The following is a 13,446-nucleotide window of genomic DNA, read 5'->3' as shown; positions in this document are numbered from 1 at the left end:
AGTCGTCAGAGGTTTTCTTGCAGGTTCGCGCGCAGTTCGATCAGTTCTGCCTGCAGCTTGGCCAGTTGCTCGACCGTGCGGCCGCTGGCCTTGAGGATGCAGTGCGGCACGTCGCGGGCTTGCTGTTGCAGGGCACGGCCCTTGTCGGTCAGCTGCACCAGCACCACCCGTTCGTCTTCACGGCTGCGGGTGCGCTTGAGCAGGCCTTCGCTTTCCAGGCGCTTGAGCAGCGGGGTGAGCGAGCCGGGGTCGGTGAGCAGGTGCTGGCTGATCTCGCCCACTGTCATGCCGTCCTGTTCCCACAGCACCAGCATGGCCAGGTACTGCGGGTAGGTGAGGCCCAGCGCCTGCAGCAGGGGTTTGTAGACCTTGGTCATCAGCAGCGACGTCGAATGCAGGGCGAAGCAGACCTGGTTGTCCAGCAGCAGCTCGTCGCAGGGGGCTTGGGGGGTGGCGTTCATGCAGGTCCTTGAAATCGGTGTAGGGGAAAATCTAGCACGCTGAAGGTTGGCGCGCTCATTGCCAGCGCAGCTCGCTGCGCAGCGCCAGGTCCCAGGGGGGCACCGGGCTGAAGCGGCTCTTGAGGAATTCGAGCAGCAAGCGGCTGCGAGAGTTCGTTTCATGTTCCAGGCGCAGCGCATAGATGCCACTGCTCTCAGGCTCAGGCAGGCCGTTGTCGCAGAACAGTGGCAGCAGTTCGCCGCGCAGCAGGTAGTCGCTGATCAGCCAGGTGGGCAGGTGGGCGATGCCCAGGCCGCCCAGTGCGCCGAACAGCAGGGTTTCGGCATTGTTGGCGGTCATGCGCATGCGCGTGGGCCGGTACAGGCGCGCCTGGCCATCGACCGTGAAGCGCCAGGCGAACGGCGGCGCCAGGCCGTCCCAGTCGAGGCCGTCATGCCCGGGCAGCTCGCTGGGGCAGGCGGGCACGCCACGGCTGGCCAGGTACCCAGGGCTGGCGCAGGCGATCCGCACCATGTAGGCCAGGGGCGTGGCCACCAGGCGGGTGTCGGCCAGGGGGCCGGCGCGCAGTACCAGGTCTACTTCGCCCAGGTGGCTGCCGTGCAGGTCGACAAAGCTGTCGATCAGGCGTAACTGCACGTCGAGCCCGGGGTAGGCCACCAGGAAGTCGGCGATGGCCGGGGCCAGGTGGCGGCGACCGAAGGCCGCCGGGGCATCGATACGAATCAGCCCCTCGGGGGCGTTGCTCAGCGACACCGCCTCGGCACGGGCAAGGCGCAACTCTTCGATGATGCGCCGGGCCCGCTCGGCGAAAGCGTTACCGGCGGGCGTGGGGCGCACGGCGTGGGTGCTGCGGGCGAACAGACGGCTGCCGACGGCGCTTTCCAGGTTGTCGATGCGCCGGGCCACGGCTGATGGGGTCAAGGGGTGGCGGCGGGCGGCGGCAGAGAAACTGCCGGTTTCCAGCACGTCGAGGAACAGGCTCAGTTGTTCGGTGAGGATATCGGGGCTCATGGCGGGTCTGCTTATGCGTATTGCGCACAGCCATTGTGCGCTGCTGTGCGTTTCCCCGCCAGCCGCGACTGGGTAGCATGCGTTGATTCTTTGCAGGTGTGCGGATGAGGCGCTGATGATCGAGTGGTTGATGTATATCGTGTTGGGCGCCGCGTTAGGCACCATGGGCGGGCTGTTCGGCATCGGTGGCGGGTTGATCGCCATTCCGGCACTGGGCGTGCTGTTTGGCCTTGACCAGCAACTGGCCCAGGGCACCGCGCTGGTGATGGTGGTGCCGAACGTGCTGCTGGCGCTGTGGCGCTACCACCAGCGCAACCGCATCGAGCTGCGCCATGCCGTGCCATTGTCGCTGTGCAGCTTCCTTTTTGCCTGGCTGGGCTCGATCTGGGCGGTGGGCATCGATGCCCAGTCGATGCGCCTGGGCTTTGTCGGTTTCCTGGTGGCGCTGGCGGTGTGGAACGTGGCGCGGATGTTCCTGCGGGTGCGGCCGCCGAGCAATGAATTGCGCTATCCCTGGCCATGGCTGGGCGTGCTGGGCAGCTTCGCCGGGACCATGGGCGGGTTGTTCGGTGTGGGTGGGGCGGTGGTGGCCACGCCGATCCTGACCAGTGTGTTCGGCACCACCCAGGTGGTGGCCCAGGGCTTGTCGCTGGCGCTGGCGGCACCGAGTACCACGGTGACCTTGCTCACCTACGGGGTGCATCAGAGCGTGGACTGGAGCGTCGGTATCCCGTTGGCGGTGGGTGGGCTGCTCAGCATCAGCTGGGGGGTGAAACTGGCCCATGCGTTGCCGGAGAAGGTGTTGCGCGCGCTGTTCTGTGTGTTCCTGGTGGTGTGTGCGGTGATGCTCGGTTTCGAGCTTTGATTGCAGGGGCCGCTGCACCTGTTGCACGTCCGCTGTAGGAGCGGCTTAGGTCACTTGAACCCCTCGACGATGTACTCGGCCATGCAGTCGGTGATCGGCGACTGCTGCTGCGCGTTGCGCAGCAGCATCACATTGGCCATGTGCAGCTGCGGCAGGCCATCTTCCTCACTCAGGATGCGCAGCTCGCCGCCGACCAGGCTGTGCAACTGCGCGGTCACCGCCAGCCCGGCGCTGACGATGGCGAAAATCGCCGCCAGGCTGGGGCTGGTGTAGGCGATGCGGTATTCGATGCCCTGTTGCTCCAGGGCATTGCAGGTCCAGGCGCGGCAGAAACAGTCGGTGTTGAACAGCGCCAGCGGCATCGGCCGCTGTTCCTGTGGGCAGTACCCTCGGGCCGCCGCCCACACCAGCCGTTCCTGGCGCAGTAGCTGGCCAACTTCGTTGCCCGGTTCGCGGGTGACGATGGTCAGGTCCAGGTCCTGGCGCAGCATCAGCTGTTTCGACGAGTCGCAGTGCACCTCGACATGGATCAGCGGGTAGGCCTGGGCGAAGCGGGTGAGGATGCCGGGCAGGTAGCGCATGGCGTAGTCGTCGGGTGTGCCGATGCGCACCACCCCGACCATGTGCGGCATGCGCAGGGTATTGAACACTTCGCCATGCAGCTTGAGGATGCGCCGGGCGTAGCCCAGCAGCACCTCGCCCTCGGCGGTCAGGCGCACCTGGCGGCCGTCGCGCTCGAACAGCTGGCGCTGCAGGATGTCTTCCTCCAGGCGTTTCATCTGCATGCTGACCGCCGACTGGGTGCGGTTGACCACTTCACCGGCGCGGGTGAAGCCGCCTTGCTCGGCGATGGCGACGAAGGTGCGCAGCACGTCGGCATCGAGACTCTGATACTGGGACATTGCATCAATCTCCGAGATGCATGGCATCAGAAACATTCGTTGGATTGATCTTAGGCCTGGGCAGAGACTGAAGCCATCCACAAGGAGGGCGTCAAGATGAAAGGTCATTTCAATGCTGCTCACCAACCTGTGTCGACCCTGAACCATTGGCTTCACGATGCCGGCGGGCTGTTCCTGCGCTGGTACGAGTTGCACCGCCAGCGCGATGAACTGGCGCGCCTGAGCGATGCGACGCTGCACGACCTGGGGCTGTCGCGCGCGGATATCCAGCAGGAAGCCGACCGCCACTTCTGGGAGGACCCGCTGCGTAAGTGAGAGGCTGAAGACCTCGCTGGCTTCTTCGCGGCTAAAGCCGCTGCCACAGGTACTCGCTGAACCTGTGGGAGCGGCTTTGGCCGCGAATGCTATGGTGCAGACACTAGAAGGGTTGCAGATCAATCGGAGTGACAGGCTTTGCCCCTCGAACTGTCCATCCAGCAGGCCCGCCGCCTGGCGCTGTGCGCTCAAGGTTTTGGCAAGTCTCCCGATACCCCGGCCACGCCGGCCAGCCTCAACCGCACCTTCCAGCGCCTGGGCGTCGTGCAGATCGACTCGGTCAACGCCCTGGTGCGTTCCCACTACCTGCCGCTGTTCTCGCGCCTGGGCGACTACCCACAGGCGTCGCTGGACCAGCTCGCCTGGGGCACGCGTCGCCAGCGCCGGCTGTTCGAGTACTGGGGGCACGAGGCTTCGTTGCTGCCACTGGCGCTCTATCCGCTGATGCGCTGGCGCATGGCTCAAGCCCGTGAGGGCAAGGGCATCTACCGCCAGCTCGCGGCCTTTGGCCGTGAGCGTCCCGAGGTGATCGAGCGCGTACTGGCGGCAGTGTGCGAGCGCGGTGCACTGGGCGCTGGCAGCCTGTCGACCCGCGAGGAGCGCGCCGGCCCCTGGTGGGACTGGAGCGAAGAGAAGCACGCGCTGGAATGGTTGTTCGCCGCAGGCGAGGTGACGGTGGCTGGGCGCCGCGGCTTCGAGCGCCTGTATGACCTGCCCGAACGGGTGCTGCCAGCGGCCATTCTCGACCAGCCCGTGCCCAGCGAGGCCGAAGCCCATCAGGGCCTGCTGCTGCAAGCCGCCAACGCGCTCGGCGTGGCCACCGAGCAGGACCTGCGCGATTACTTTCGCCTGTCACCCCAGCAAAGCAAGGCCGCCCTGGCCGAATTGCTGGCGGACGGGCGCTTGCAGGCGTGCTCGGTTCAGGGCTGGAAGCAGCCGGCCTACCTGGCGGGCACGCCGCGAATCCCCCGGCGTATCCACACCAGCGCCTTGCTGTCGCCGTTCGATTCGCTGGTCTGGGAGCGCAGCCGCACCGAGCGGTTGTTCGACTTCCGCTACCGGCTGGAGATCTACACCCCTGCGCACAAGCGGGTGTACGGCTATTACGTGCTGCCTTTCCTGCACCGCGAGCGCATTGCCGCGCGCCTGGACCTGCGCGCCGAACGTGGCCATGGTCGGCTGGCGGTACATGCGGTGCATGAAGAGGATCGAGGGCTGGACGAGGAGGGCTACCAGGCGCTGGCCATCGAGTTGCGGCGCCTGGCCGGCTGGCTGGGGCTTGCGCAGGTGCAGCTCAACTGCCCCCGTGGCGAGGGCAGCCGGCTGCGTCAGGCCTTGCTCAGCGGCGCACCTGCTTGAGGGTTTCGGCGATCAGGAACGCCAGCTCCAGCGACTGATCGGCGTTCATGCGCGGGTCGCAATGGGTGTGGTAGCGATCGGACAGGGCGTCCTCGGTGATCGGCCGGGCACCGCCGATGCATTCGGTGACGTTCTGCCCGGTCATCTCGATATGGATGCCGCCGGCATGGCTGCCCTCGGCCTGATGCACCTGGAAGAACTGCTTGACCTCGTCGAGGATCTGCGCGAAGTCACGGGTCTTGTAGCCGCTGCTGGCCTTGATGGTATTGCCGTGCATCGGGTCGGAGCTCCACAGCACCTTGCGCCCCTCGCGCTCGACGGTGCGGATCAGCCCCGGCAGGTGCGCGCCAACCTTGCCTGCGCCCATGCGCACGATCAGGTTCAGGCGGCCCGGGTCGTTGTCCGGGTTGAGCACGTCGATCAGGCGAATCAGCTCTTCGGGGTTCATGCTTGGCCCCACCTTCACCCCGATCGGGTTGTGCACGCCGCGCAGGAACTCGACATGGGCACCGTCCAGCTGGCGGGTGCGGTCGCCGATCCACAGCATGTGCGCCGAGCAGTCGTAGTAATCGCCGGTCAGGCTGTCCTGGCGTACGAAGGCTTCTTCATAGTTGAGCAGCAGCGCTTCGTGGGCGGTGAAGAAGCTGGTTTCGCGCAGCTGTGGCGCGGTATCCAGGCCGCAGGCACGCATGAACGCCAGGGTTTCGTCGATGCGGTTGGCCAGTTGGTGGTACTTGTCGGCCAGCGCCGAGTTGGCGATGAAGTCCAGGTTCCACTTGTGCACCTGGTGCAGGTCGGCAAACCCACCCTGGGCGAAGGCGCGCAGCAGGTTGAGGCTGGCCGTGGCCTGGTGGTAGGCCTGCAACAGGCGCTCGGGGTCGGGGATGCGGCTGGCGGCGTCGAAGCCGATGCCGTTGACGATATCGCCCCGATAGGCCGGCAGGGTGACGTTGCCGATGGTTTCGTCGTTGGCCGAGCGCGGCTTGGCGAACTGGCCGGCCATGCGCCCGACCTTGACCACCGGGCAGCCGGCAGCGAAGGTCATGACGATGGCCATCTGCAGCAGCACCTTGAAGGTGTCGCGGATTTTCGCCGCCGAGAACTCGGCGAAGCTTTCGGCACAGTCGCCGCCCTGGAGCAGGAACGCCCGGCCCTGGGTGACCTCGGCGAACTGCCGGCGCAGCTCACGGGCCTCGCCGGCGAACACCAGCGGTGGATAGCTGGCCAGCGTCTGCTCCACCTTCAGCAGGTGGGCGGCGTCCGGGTAGACGGGTTGCTGCTGGATCGGCAGGGCGCGCCAGCTGTCAGGGCTCCAGGGTTGGGTCATCACGGGCTCTATCTATAAGTGTCGGTTCAGGCGTAGCTGCCATGGTACAGCCGCCGACGTGCTTGTTGCACCACCGGCATTGGCGGACAATGCGCGTTTTGCGCGGGCGGTGGTGGGATGGCGACGGAGCGGGAAGAGCGGCTGCTGGCACGGGTGGAGGATGCCTTCGGCGTCATCAGCGTGTACGAGGTGGAGGACTACCGCTTCCTCGAGTTCGGCGACGCCATCGAGCAGAGCTGCACCTTCACCGCCGACCCCAGCTGGCTGGAGTACGACTACACCCGCGCCATGCTGGTTGGCGCGCTGTGCCATGAACAGCCCGAGAGTGCGCTGTTCCTTGGCCTCGGCGCCGGCACCCTGACCCAAGCTTGCCTTAAGTACCTGCCGCTGGACGATGTCGAGGCCATCGAGCTGCGCCCCGACGTGCCGCGCCTGGCCATGGAGTTCATGGGCCTGGACGATGACCCGCGTCTGTATGTACGGGTGGGCGACGCCATCGAGCTGCTGCCAACGGCGGAAAAGGCCGATCTGATCTTTGTCGACCTGTACACCGACCATGGTCCCGGTGTCGGCCACCTGGCCTGGACGTTCCTGGAGAACTGCCAGAAGCAGCTCAACCCGGGTGGCTGGCTGGTGATCAACCAGTGGGCCAGCGATGACGGCCGGCCGCTGGGCGCCGCCTTGTTGCGCGGGCTGTATCACCGCCATTACTGGGAGCTGCCGGTGAAGGAGGGCAATGTGATCCTGCTGGTGCCCGCCGACCTGGATCAGCAGCTGGACATCGACAGCCTGCGCGCCCGGGCCGAGTCGCTGGCGCCTCGCTTGGGGTATTCGCTGGAGTACCTGATCAAGGCCGTAAGGCCGGCAACCTGACAGGGTCGCAGGCCAACGCGATCTGTGTAGGAGCGGCCTTGCCGGGGCGCCGGACCGGCCGGAAAGGGCCGCAGAGCGGCCCCAGGATGTGTACCCACCACAAGATTGTCGGGGGCCGCTTTGCGGCCCTTTCGCGGCACAAGGCCGCTCCTACAGGGAAACGTTTCAGCCAGGGCGAAGCAGTGGCCACATACTGGCCTTTCCCGCTGAAATATTTCTCACGGTTGCAGGCAATTTCGTATATAGTACGCGCCGGTCTTTTAGCGGACCTCAAATCAGGTGGTGCAAATCCTCCGAACCCAGCTTCGGCTGCGCGTCCGCTAGTCGGACTTTCCCAAGACGTTCCCTTTTTCCATCGTTTTCGCAAATCCCCGCCGCCAAAGCTGCCTGGGTGACCGTTTGGTCTTTCAAGGCATGTGCAGTTTTGGAGCATGGGTCTTTGCGGATGCACTTTAGAGGCAGACCCATGACCCAGGAAACCGGCGGATTCGCCGCTCTCGAACTCAATCCGAATATTGTTGCTGCCGTTGTGGCCACCGGCTACGAAGAGCCGTCGGCCATTCAGCAACAGTCGATCCCGATCATCCTCGCCGGTCACGACATGATCGGCCAGGCGCAGACTGGCACCGGCAAGACCGCTGCCTTCGCCCTGCCGATCCTCAACAAGATCGACGTGAGCAAGCGCGAACCGCAAGCCCTGATCCTGGCGCCAACCCGTGAGTTGGCGCTGCAAGTTGCTACCGCATTCGAAACCTACGCCAAGCAGATGCCGGGCGTTAACGTAGTGGCTGTCTACGGTGGTGCCCCGATGGGCCCACAACTGCGTGCCATCCGTAACGGCGCGCAAATCGTCGTTGCCACCCCTGGCCGCCTGTGCGACCACCTGCGTCGCGACGAGAAAGTCCTGTCCACCGTGCAGTACCTGGTACTGGACGAAGCGGACGAGATGCTCAAGCTCGGCTTCATGGACGACCTCGAAGTGATCTTCGACGCCATCCCGGCCTCGCGCCAGACCGTGCTGTTCTCCGCCACCCTGCCGTCTTCGATCCGTTCGATCGCCGAGCGCCATCTGCGCGAGCCGAAGCACGTCAAGATCCAGAGCAAGACCCAGACCGTCACCGCGATCGACCAGGCCCACCTGATGGTCCATGCCGACCAGAAGATCCCGGCTGTTCTGCGCCTGCTGGAAGTGGAAGAGTTCGACGCGCTGATCGCCTTCGTGCGTACCAAGCAAGCCACCCTGGACCTGGCCGCCGCACTGGAAGCCAAGGGCTACAAGGCTGCCGCGCTGAACGGCGACATCGCCCAGAACCAGCGTGAGCGCGTGATCGACTCGCTCAAGGATGGCCGCCTGGACATCGTTGTCGCCACCGACGTCGCTGCCCGTGGCCTGGACGTACCGCGCATCACCCACGTGTTCAACGTTGACATGCCGTACGACCCGGAGTCCTACGTGCACCGTATCGGCCGTACCGGCCGTGCCGGTCGCGAAGGCCGTGCGCTGCTGCTGGTCACCCCGCGTGAGCGCCGCATGCTGCAGGTCATCGAGCGTGTGACCGGCCAGAAAGTCGCCGAAGCCCGCCTGCCTAACCCGCAAGCGGTGCTCGATGCACGCATCAAGAAGCTGACCAAGAGCCTGGCGCCGCTGGTGGCCGAGTCCGAGGCCAGCCACGGCGAGCTGTTCGACCGCCTGACCGCCGACCTGGGTTGCAGCGCGCGTGCACTGGCTTCGGCCCTGCTGCGCAAAGCCACCAACGGCCAAGCCCTGGACCTGGCTTCGGTCGAGCGCGAGCAGCCGCTGGTGCCGACCCACACCCCGCGCGAGCGCACCGAGCGTGCCGACCGTGGTGAGCGCAGCGAGCGCAGTGGTGACCGTGAGCGCCGTGCGCCGATGCCGCTGGCCGAAGGCCGTGTGCGTTGCCGTACTGCCCTGGGTGCCCGTGACGGTATCGCCGCCAAGAACCTGCTGGGCGCGATCCTCAACGAAGGTGGCCTGGCGCGTGACGCCATCGGCCGCATCCAGGTACGCGACAGCTTCAGCCTGGTCGAGCTGCCGGAAGATGGCCTGGAGCGTCTGCTGACCAAGCTCAAGGACACCCGCGTAGCCGGTAAGCAGCTCAAGCTGCGCCGCTACCGCGAGGACTGATCCTGGCGCTGTAATGAAAAAATCCCCGGTCTAGGCCGGGGATTTTTTTTGCCTGAGAATCGGGGGGCTTTGCGACCTTTCGCGGCACAAGGCTGTGTCAGTCGAATCGGTAGATGTCCATCCCCAGCGCCCCCAGGGTAAACCCCTGGTGCACGATGCCGAACTGCCCGCCGGCCCCCATGGCGAAATACAGCGGCAACAGGTGCTCATCGCTCGGGTGGTTGCGCACCGCGAACGGCGCTTGTTGGCGGTAAGCCAACAAGGCCGCCTGGTCGTCCGCTTGCAGCTTCTCCACCACCCAGTCCCGAAACGCCAGCGCCCAGGGCTCGATGGTATCCGGCCCGGCGTGCCAGTCGAGTTCGCCGAGGTTATGGGTGATGCTGCCCGAGCCGATCAGCAGAATGCCTTCCTCGCGCAGTGCCGCCAGCGCCGCGCCCACCTTCAGCTGCAGGGCTGGGCCGGCCTGGCTGGGCAGTGATACCTGGATGACCGGGATGTCCGCTTGCGGGTACATCAGCGACAGCGGCACCCAGGCGCCATGGTCGAAGGGGCGTTGATCGTCCAGCCTGGCGCCCAGCAGATCGGCCACTCGGCGGGCCAGCGCCGGCTCGCCCGGTGCCGGATACTGCACGGCGTACAGTGCCGCCGGGAAGCCGCCGAAGTCGTGCCAGGTCTGCGGTTGTGGGTTGCTCGTTACCAGCAGTTCACGGCTTTCCCAGTGCGCCGACACCACCACGATCGCTTTCGGGCGTGGCAGGGCGCGGGCCAGTGCGGCCAGGGCCGGGCCGCTGGCGCCGGGTTGCAGGGCGAGCATGGGCGATCCGTGGGAGATGAACAGGCTGGGCAGCATGGTGAGGTCCTGGCAGGTAAGATGCTGTCATCTTCGGTCAGTAAACGATCGAGATCCAATATAAGTTTTCACGGCTATATATCGAAAAACCGGGAGGAATCATGGAGCCAGCGTTCTGGCACAAGCGGTGGGCGGACAACCAGATCGGCTTCCACCAGCCCCAGGTGAACCCGTACCTGCAGGCGCACTGGCCGGCGTTGGGCCTGGCCGCCGGGGCCCAGGTGCTGGTGCCCTTGTGTGGCAAGAGCCTCGACCTGCTGTGGCTGGCGGCGCAGGGGTATCGGGTGCTGGGTGTCGAGCTGTCGCGGCGGGCGGTGCAAGACTTCTTTGTCGAGCACGGGCTGGTGGCCGAGGTTTCGCAGCAGGGCACTTTCGAGGTGTGGCGCTGTGGCGAGATCGAGCTGTGGTGCGGGGATATCTTTGCGTTGAATGCCGAGGATGTGGCCGGCTGCACCGGGCTGTACGACCGGGCGGCGCTGATTGCCCTGCCACCGGATATGCGCGAGCGCTACATGGAGCTGCTGGATGCGTTGCTACCCAAGGCCAAGGGCTTGCTGGTGACACTGGATTACGACCAGGCGTTGATCGACGGGCCGCCGTTTTCGGTGGGGGATGAGGAAGTGCGCCAGGGGTTTGCGGGTTGGCAGCCTTTGCAGGCTGAGCAGGCACAAATACTGGCTGACAGCCCTAAGTTTCAAAACGCTGGAGTGCCAAGCCTGGTAGAGAGGGTTTACCGGTTGAGCCGTTGACAGCGAGGGTGGCCCGTCTGGCCTCATCGCCGGCAAGCCGGCTCCCACCCCGATCGCACCAGCCCAAGCTATGCGCCTTTCCTGTGGGAGCTGGCTTGCCAGCGATGAGGCCGGATCAGCCATCACACACGTATAAAAAAGGGCGACCGAAGTCGCCCTTTTGTTTGCTGTCCTGAATCAACCGCGGCGGCGCAGTGCGTCGATGCGGTCTTCCAGCGGCGGGTGGCTCATCAGCAGGCCGGCCAGGCCGTGCTTGAGGCCGCCGTTGATGCCGAAGGCCTTCATGGTATCGGGCATGTGCACCGGCAGGCCCTGTTCGCTGCGCAGGCGCTGCAGGGCGCCGATCATCGCGCCGGTACCGGCCAGGTGGGCGCCGGCTTCGTCGGCGCGGAACTCGCGGCGGCGCGAGTACCACATGACGATGATGCTGGCGAGGATGCCCAGTACCAGCTCGGCGACGATGGTTGCCACGAAATAGGCGATGCCGTGGCCTTCTTCGTTCTTAAAGATCACCCGGTCGACGAAGTTGCCGATGATGCGGGCGAAGAACATCACGAAGGTGTTCACCACGCCCTGCACCAGCGCCATGGTGACCATGTCGCCATTGGCCACGTGGCCGATCTCGTGGGCCAGTACCGCACGCACTTCATCGGGCGAGAAGCGCTCGAGCAGGCCTTGCGATACCGCGACCAGCGCGTCGTTGCGGTTCCAGCCGGTGGCGAAGGCGTTGGCCTCGTAGGCCGGGAAGATACCCACCTCGGGCATCTTGATGCCGGCCTCGCGGGACAGCTCCTCGACGGTCTGCAGCAGCCACTGCTCGTGGCGGGTGCGCGGCTGGCTGATGATCTGGGTGCCGGTGCTCATCTTCGCCATCCACTTGGAGATGAACAGCGAGACCAGCGAGCCTGCGAAACCGAACACGGCGCAGAAGACCAGCAACTGGCCAAGGTTGAGGTCAACCCCGTTGGCGGCCATGAACCCGTTGAAGCCGAACAGGCTCAGGGTAATGCTTGCAACCAGCACCACCGCGAGGTTGGTGGCTACAAACAACAGAATGCGCATCATGGTTGTCACGTTCTCCTGACGGATAAGATTGTTGCGTACTGCGGGGGTATATAAGGGGGAGGCCTGGCGGATTCAACCGGTCGACTATTTCAAACTGTGTACGCGGGGAGTATGGCAGAGGATGCCGGAAGGGCTGTGGGATAGAGCGTTGCAGGATGTAAGAATGCTTTACGGATCATCGCAGGCTGTCGCCAGCTCCCACAGAGAGACCAGTTACCTGTGGGAGCTGGCGACAGCCTGCGATGGGGTTATCACTTACTGCGAATAGGTGCGCAGGAAGTTACCGATGCGGCCAATGGCCTGCTCCAGGTCATCCACCCGTGGCAGGGTGACGACGCGGAAGTGGTCCGGCCACGGCCAGTTGAACGCCGTGCCCTGGACGATCAGCAGTTTTTCCGACAGCAGCAGGTCGAGGGCGAACTTTTCGTCGTTGAAGATCGGGCACACCTTGGGGTCGATCCGCGGGAACGCATACAGCGCGCCCATCGGCTTGACGCAGCTCACGCCGGGGATTTCGTTGAGCAGCTCGTAGGTGCGGTTGCGCTGCTCCAGCAGGCGGCCTGGCGGCAGCACCAGGTCGTTGATGCTCTGGTAGCCGCCCAGGGCGGTCTGGATGGCGTGCTGCGCCGGCACGTTGGCGCACAGGCGCATGTTGGCCAGCATGTCGATGCCTTCGATGTAGCTCAAAGCATGCTGCTTGGGGCCCGAGATGATCAGCCAGCCGGAGCGGAAACCGGCCACGCGGTAAGACTTGGACAGGCCGTTGAAGGTCAGGCACAACAAGTCCGGGGCCAGCGATGCGGTGCTGATGTGCACGGCCTCGTCGTAGAGGATCTTGTCGTAGATCTCGTCGGAGAACACCACCAGGTTGTGCTGGCGCGCCAGCTCCAGCATGCCCAGCAGCAGCTCCTTGGAGTACACGGCGCCGGTGGGGTTGTTCGGGTTGATGATCACCAGGGCCTTGGTGTTCGGGGTGATCTTGGCCTTGATGTCTTCGAGGTCAGGGAACCAGTCGGCCTGCTCGTCGCACAGGTAATGCACCGGCTTGCCGCCGGCCAGGCTTACCGCGGCGGTCCACAGCGGGTAGTCGGGGGCCGGGATCAGCACTTCGTCGCCGTTGTTGAGCAGGGCCTGCATCGACATCACGATCAGCTCGGACACGCCGTTGCCGAGGTAGATGTCCTCGATGCCGACGCCTTCGATCTGCTTCTGCTGGCAGTACTGCATCACGGCCTTGCGCGCGCTGAACAGGCCCTTGGAGTCGCTGTAGCCCTGGGCGGTGGGCAGGTTGCGGATCACGTCCTGGAGGATTTCGTCCGGCGCCTCGAAGCCAAACGGCGCCGGGTTGCCGATGTTCAGCTTGAGGATGCGGTGGCCTTCCTCTTCCAGGCGTTTGGCGTGCTTGAGCACCGGGCCGCGAATGTCGTAGCAGACATTGGCGAGCTTGTTCGATTTGCTGAACTGCATGATGGGATCCTGGTTGGACAAGGCGCGGCGCGCCGCCGGCGTAAAGGTTTGAAAA

Annotated in this window: 13 protein-coding genes; 6 read left to right on the top strand and 7 right to left on the bottom strand. The window is 65.2% G+C overall.

Going from position 1 to position 13,446, the window contains the following annotated elements:
• Positions 1 to 5 precede the first annotated feature (5 nt).
• Positions 6 to 461: a MarR family winged helix-turn-helix transcriptional regulator gene (locus tag L6D77_RS04455; RefSeq protein WP_232884979.1), complete on the bottom strand. Its 456-nt coding sequence runs from the start codon at positions 459 to 461 to the stop codon at positions 6 to 8.
• A gap of 55 nt (positions 462 to 516) precedes the next feature.
• Positions 517 to 1,473, bottom strand: a complete 957-nt coding sequence (locus tag L6D77_RS04450; RefSeq protein ID WP_232884978.1) for a LysR family transcriptional regulator — start codon at positions 1,471 to 1,473, stop codon at positions 517 to 519.
• A gap of 115 nt (positions 1,474 to 1,588) precedes the next feature.
• Here L6D77_RS04450 and L6D77_RS04445 point away from each other — a divergent pair, with 115 nt between their 5' ends.
• Complete coding sequence (locus L6D77_RS04445; RefSeq protein ID WP_232884977.1) at positions 1,589 to 2,338, top strand: sulfite exporter TauE/SafE family protein; 750 nt, start codon at positions 1,589 to 1,591, stop codon at positions 2,336 to 2,338.
• A gap of 50 nt (positions 2,339 to 2,388) precedes the next feature.
• On the opposite strand, the gene L6D77_RS04440 is transcribed toward L6D77_RS04445, so the two are convergent.
• Positions 2,389 to 3,240: a LysR substrate-binding domain-containing protein gene (locus tag L6D77_RS04440; protein ID WP_232884976.1), complete on the bottom strand. Its 852-nt coding sequence runs from the start codon at positions 3,238 to 3,240 to the stop codon at positions 2,389 to 2,391.
• Between the two features lie 96 nt (positions 3,241 to 3,336).
• On the opposite strand from L6D77_RS04440, the gene L6D77_RS04435 reads away from it, so the two are divergent.
• Positions 3,337 to 3,555, top strand: a complete 219-nt coding sequence (locus L6D77_RS04435) for a DUF1127 domain-containing protein (protein ID WP_232884975.1) — start codon at positions 3,337 to 3,339, stop codon at positions 3,553 to 3,555.
• 138 nt (positions 3,556 to 3,693) lie between these two features.
• Positions 3,694 to 4,914, top strand: a complete 1,221-nt coding sequence (locus L6D77_RS04430; RefSeq protein ID WP_232884974.1) for a winged helix-turn-helix domain-containing protein — start codon at positions 3,694 to 3,696, stop codon at positions 4,912 to 4,914.
• On the opposite strand, the gene L6D77_RS04425 is transcribed toward L6D77_RS04430, so the two are convergent.
• Entirely contained in the window at positions 4,895 to 6,241 is a 1,347-nt protein-coding gene (locus L6D77_RS04425; RefSeq protein WP_232884973.1) for a class II 3-deoxy-7-phosphoheptulonate synthase, read from the bottom strand. The two genes, L6D77_RS04430 and L6D77_RS04425, sit on opposite strands and share 20 nt — an antisense overlap.
• A 117-nt stretch (positions 6,242 to 6,358) precedes the next feature.
• On the opposite strand from L6D77_RS04425, the gene L6D77_RS04420 reads away from it, so the two are divergent.
• Both L6D77_RS04420 and L6D77_RS04415 read left to right on the top strand, forming a co-directional pair.
• On the top strand, positions 6,359 to 7,114 hold the full coding sequence (locus L6D77_RS04420; protein WP_232884972.1) for a spermidine synthase: 756 nt from the start codon (positions 6,359 to 6,361) through the stop codon (positions 7,112 to 7,114).
• A gap of 466 nt (positions 7,115 to 7,580) precedes the next feature.
• Positions 7,581 to 9,260 carry a DEAD/DEAH box helicase gene (locus L6D77_RS04415; RefSeq protein WP_479685090.1) on the top strand — a complete coding sequence of 560 codons (1,680 nt, stop codon included), beginning with the start codon at positions 7,581 to 7,583 and terminating at the stop codon, positions 9,258 to 9,260.
• 97 nt (positions 9,261 to 9,357) lie between these two features.
• On the opposite strand, the gene L6D77_RS04410 is transcribed toward L6D77_RS04415, so the two are convergent.
• Positions 9,358 to 10,110: a DODA-type extradiol aromatic ring-opening family dioxygenase gene (locus tag L6D77_RS04410; protein ID WP_232884971.1), complete on the bottom strand. Its 753-nt coding sequence runs from the start codon at positions 10,108 to 10,110 to the stop codon at positions 9,358 to 9,360.
• A gap of 101 nt (positions 10,111 to 10,211) precedes the next feature.
• On the opposite strand from L6D77_RS04410, the gene L6D77_RS04405 reads away from it, so the two are divergent.
• Positions 10,212 to 10,859, top strand: a complete 648-nt coding sequence (locus tag L6D77_RS04405; protein ID WP_232884970.1) for a thiopurine S-methyltransferase — start codon at positions 10,212 to 10,214, stop codon at positions 10,857 to 10,859.
• A gap of 177 nt (positions 10,860 to 11,036) precedes the next feature.
• Here the strand turns inward: L6D77_RS04405 and htpX are convergent, their stop codons facing one another.
• Both htpX and L6D77_RS04395 read right to left on the bottom strand, forming a co-directional pair.
• Positions 11,037 to 11,924, bottom strand: coding sequence for a protease HtpX (gene htpX / locus L6D77_RS04400; protein WP_125463197.1), 888 nt, complete (start codon positions 11,922 to 11,924; stop codon positions 11,037 to 11,039).
• A gap of 255 nt (positions 11,925 to 12,179) precedes the next feature.
• A complete protein-coding gene (locus L6D77_RS04395; RefSeq protein WP_232884969.1) occupies positions 12,180 to 13,391 on the bottom strand; it encodes a pyridoxal phosphate-dependent aminotransferase in 1,212 nt (403 codons plus the stop codon).
• Between the last annotated feature and the right edge of the window lie 55 nt (positions 13,392 to 13,446).

Source organism: Pseudomonas parasichuanensis, assembly GCF_021601385.1.
GTDB lineage: Bacteria > Pseudomonadota > Gammaproteobacteria > Pseudomonadales > Pseudomonadaceae > Aquipseudomonas > Aquipseudomonas parasichuanensis.
This window is presented reverse-complemented; position numbering and strand designations above follow the sequence as displayed.

Excerpts from the sequence above, each read along its gene's own strand:
- L6D77_RS04415 (WP_479685090.1), top strand. The coding sequence starts at position 7,581 with ATGACCCAGGAAACCGGCGGATTCGCCGCTCTCGAACTCAATCCGAAT.
- L6D77_RS04450 (WP_232884978.1), bottom strand. The coding sequence starts at position 1,473 with ATGAGCCCCGATATCCTCACCGAACAACTGAGCCTGTTCCTCGACGTG.
- L6D77_RS04445 (WP_232884977.1), top strand. The coding sequence starts at position 1,589 with ATGATCGAGTGGTTGATGTATATCGTGTTGGGCGCCGCGTTAGGCACC.
- L6D77_RS04425 (WP_232884973.1), bottom strand. The coding sequence starts at position 6,241 with ATGACCCAACCCTGGAGCCCTGACAGCTGGCGCGCCCTGCCGATCCAG.
- L6D77_RS04455 (WP_232884979.1), bottom strand. The coding sequence starts at position 461 with ATGAACGCCACCCCCCAAGCCCCCTGCGACGAGCTGCTGCTGGACAAC.
- L6D77_RS04420 (WP_232884972.1), top strand. The coding sequence starts at position 6,359 with ATGGCGACGGAGCGGGAAGAGCGGCTGCTGGCACGGGTGGAGGATGCC.
- L6D77_RS04435 (WP_232884975.1), top strand. The coding sequence starts at position 3,337 with ATGAAAGGTCATTTCAATGCTGCTCACCAACCTGTGTCGACCCTGAAC.
- L6D77_RS04440 (WP_232884976.1), bottom strand. The coding sequence starts at position 3,240 with ATGTCCCAGTATCAGAGTCTCGATGCCGACGTGCTGCGCACCTTCGTC.
- L6D77_RS04410 (WP_232884971.1), bottom strand. The coding sequence starts at position 10,110 with ATGCTGCCCAGCCTGTTCATCTCCCACGGATCGCCCATGCTCGCCCTG.
- L6D77_RS04395 (WP_232884969.1), bottom strand. The coding sequence starts at position 13,391 with ATGCAGTTCAGCAAATCGAACAAGCTCGCCAATGTCTGCTACGACATT.
- L6D77_RS04405 (WP_232884970.1), top strand. The coding sequence starts at position 10,212 with ATGGAGCCAGCGTTCTGGCACAAGCGGTGGGCGGACAACCAGATCGGC.
- htpX (WP_125463197.1), bottom strand. The coding sequence starts at position 11,924 with ATGATGCGCATTCTGTTGTTTGTAGCCACCAACCTCGCGGTGGTGCTG.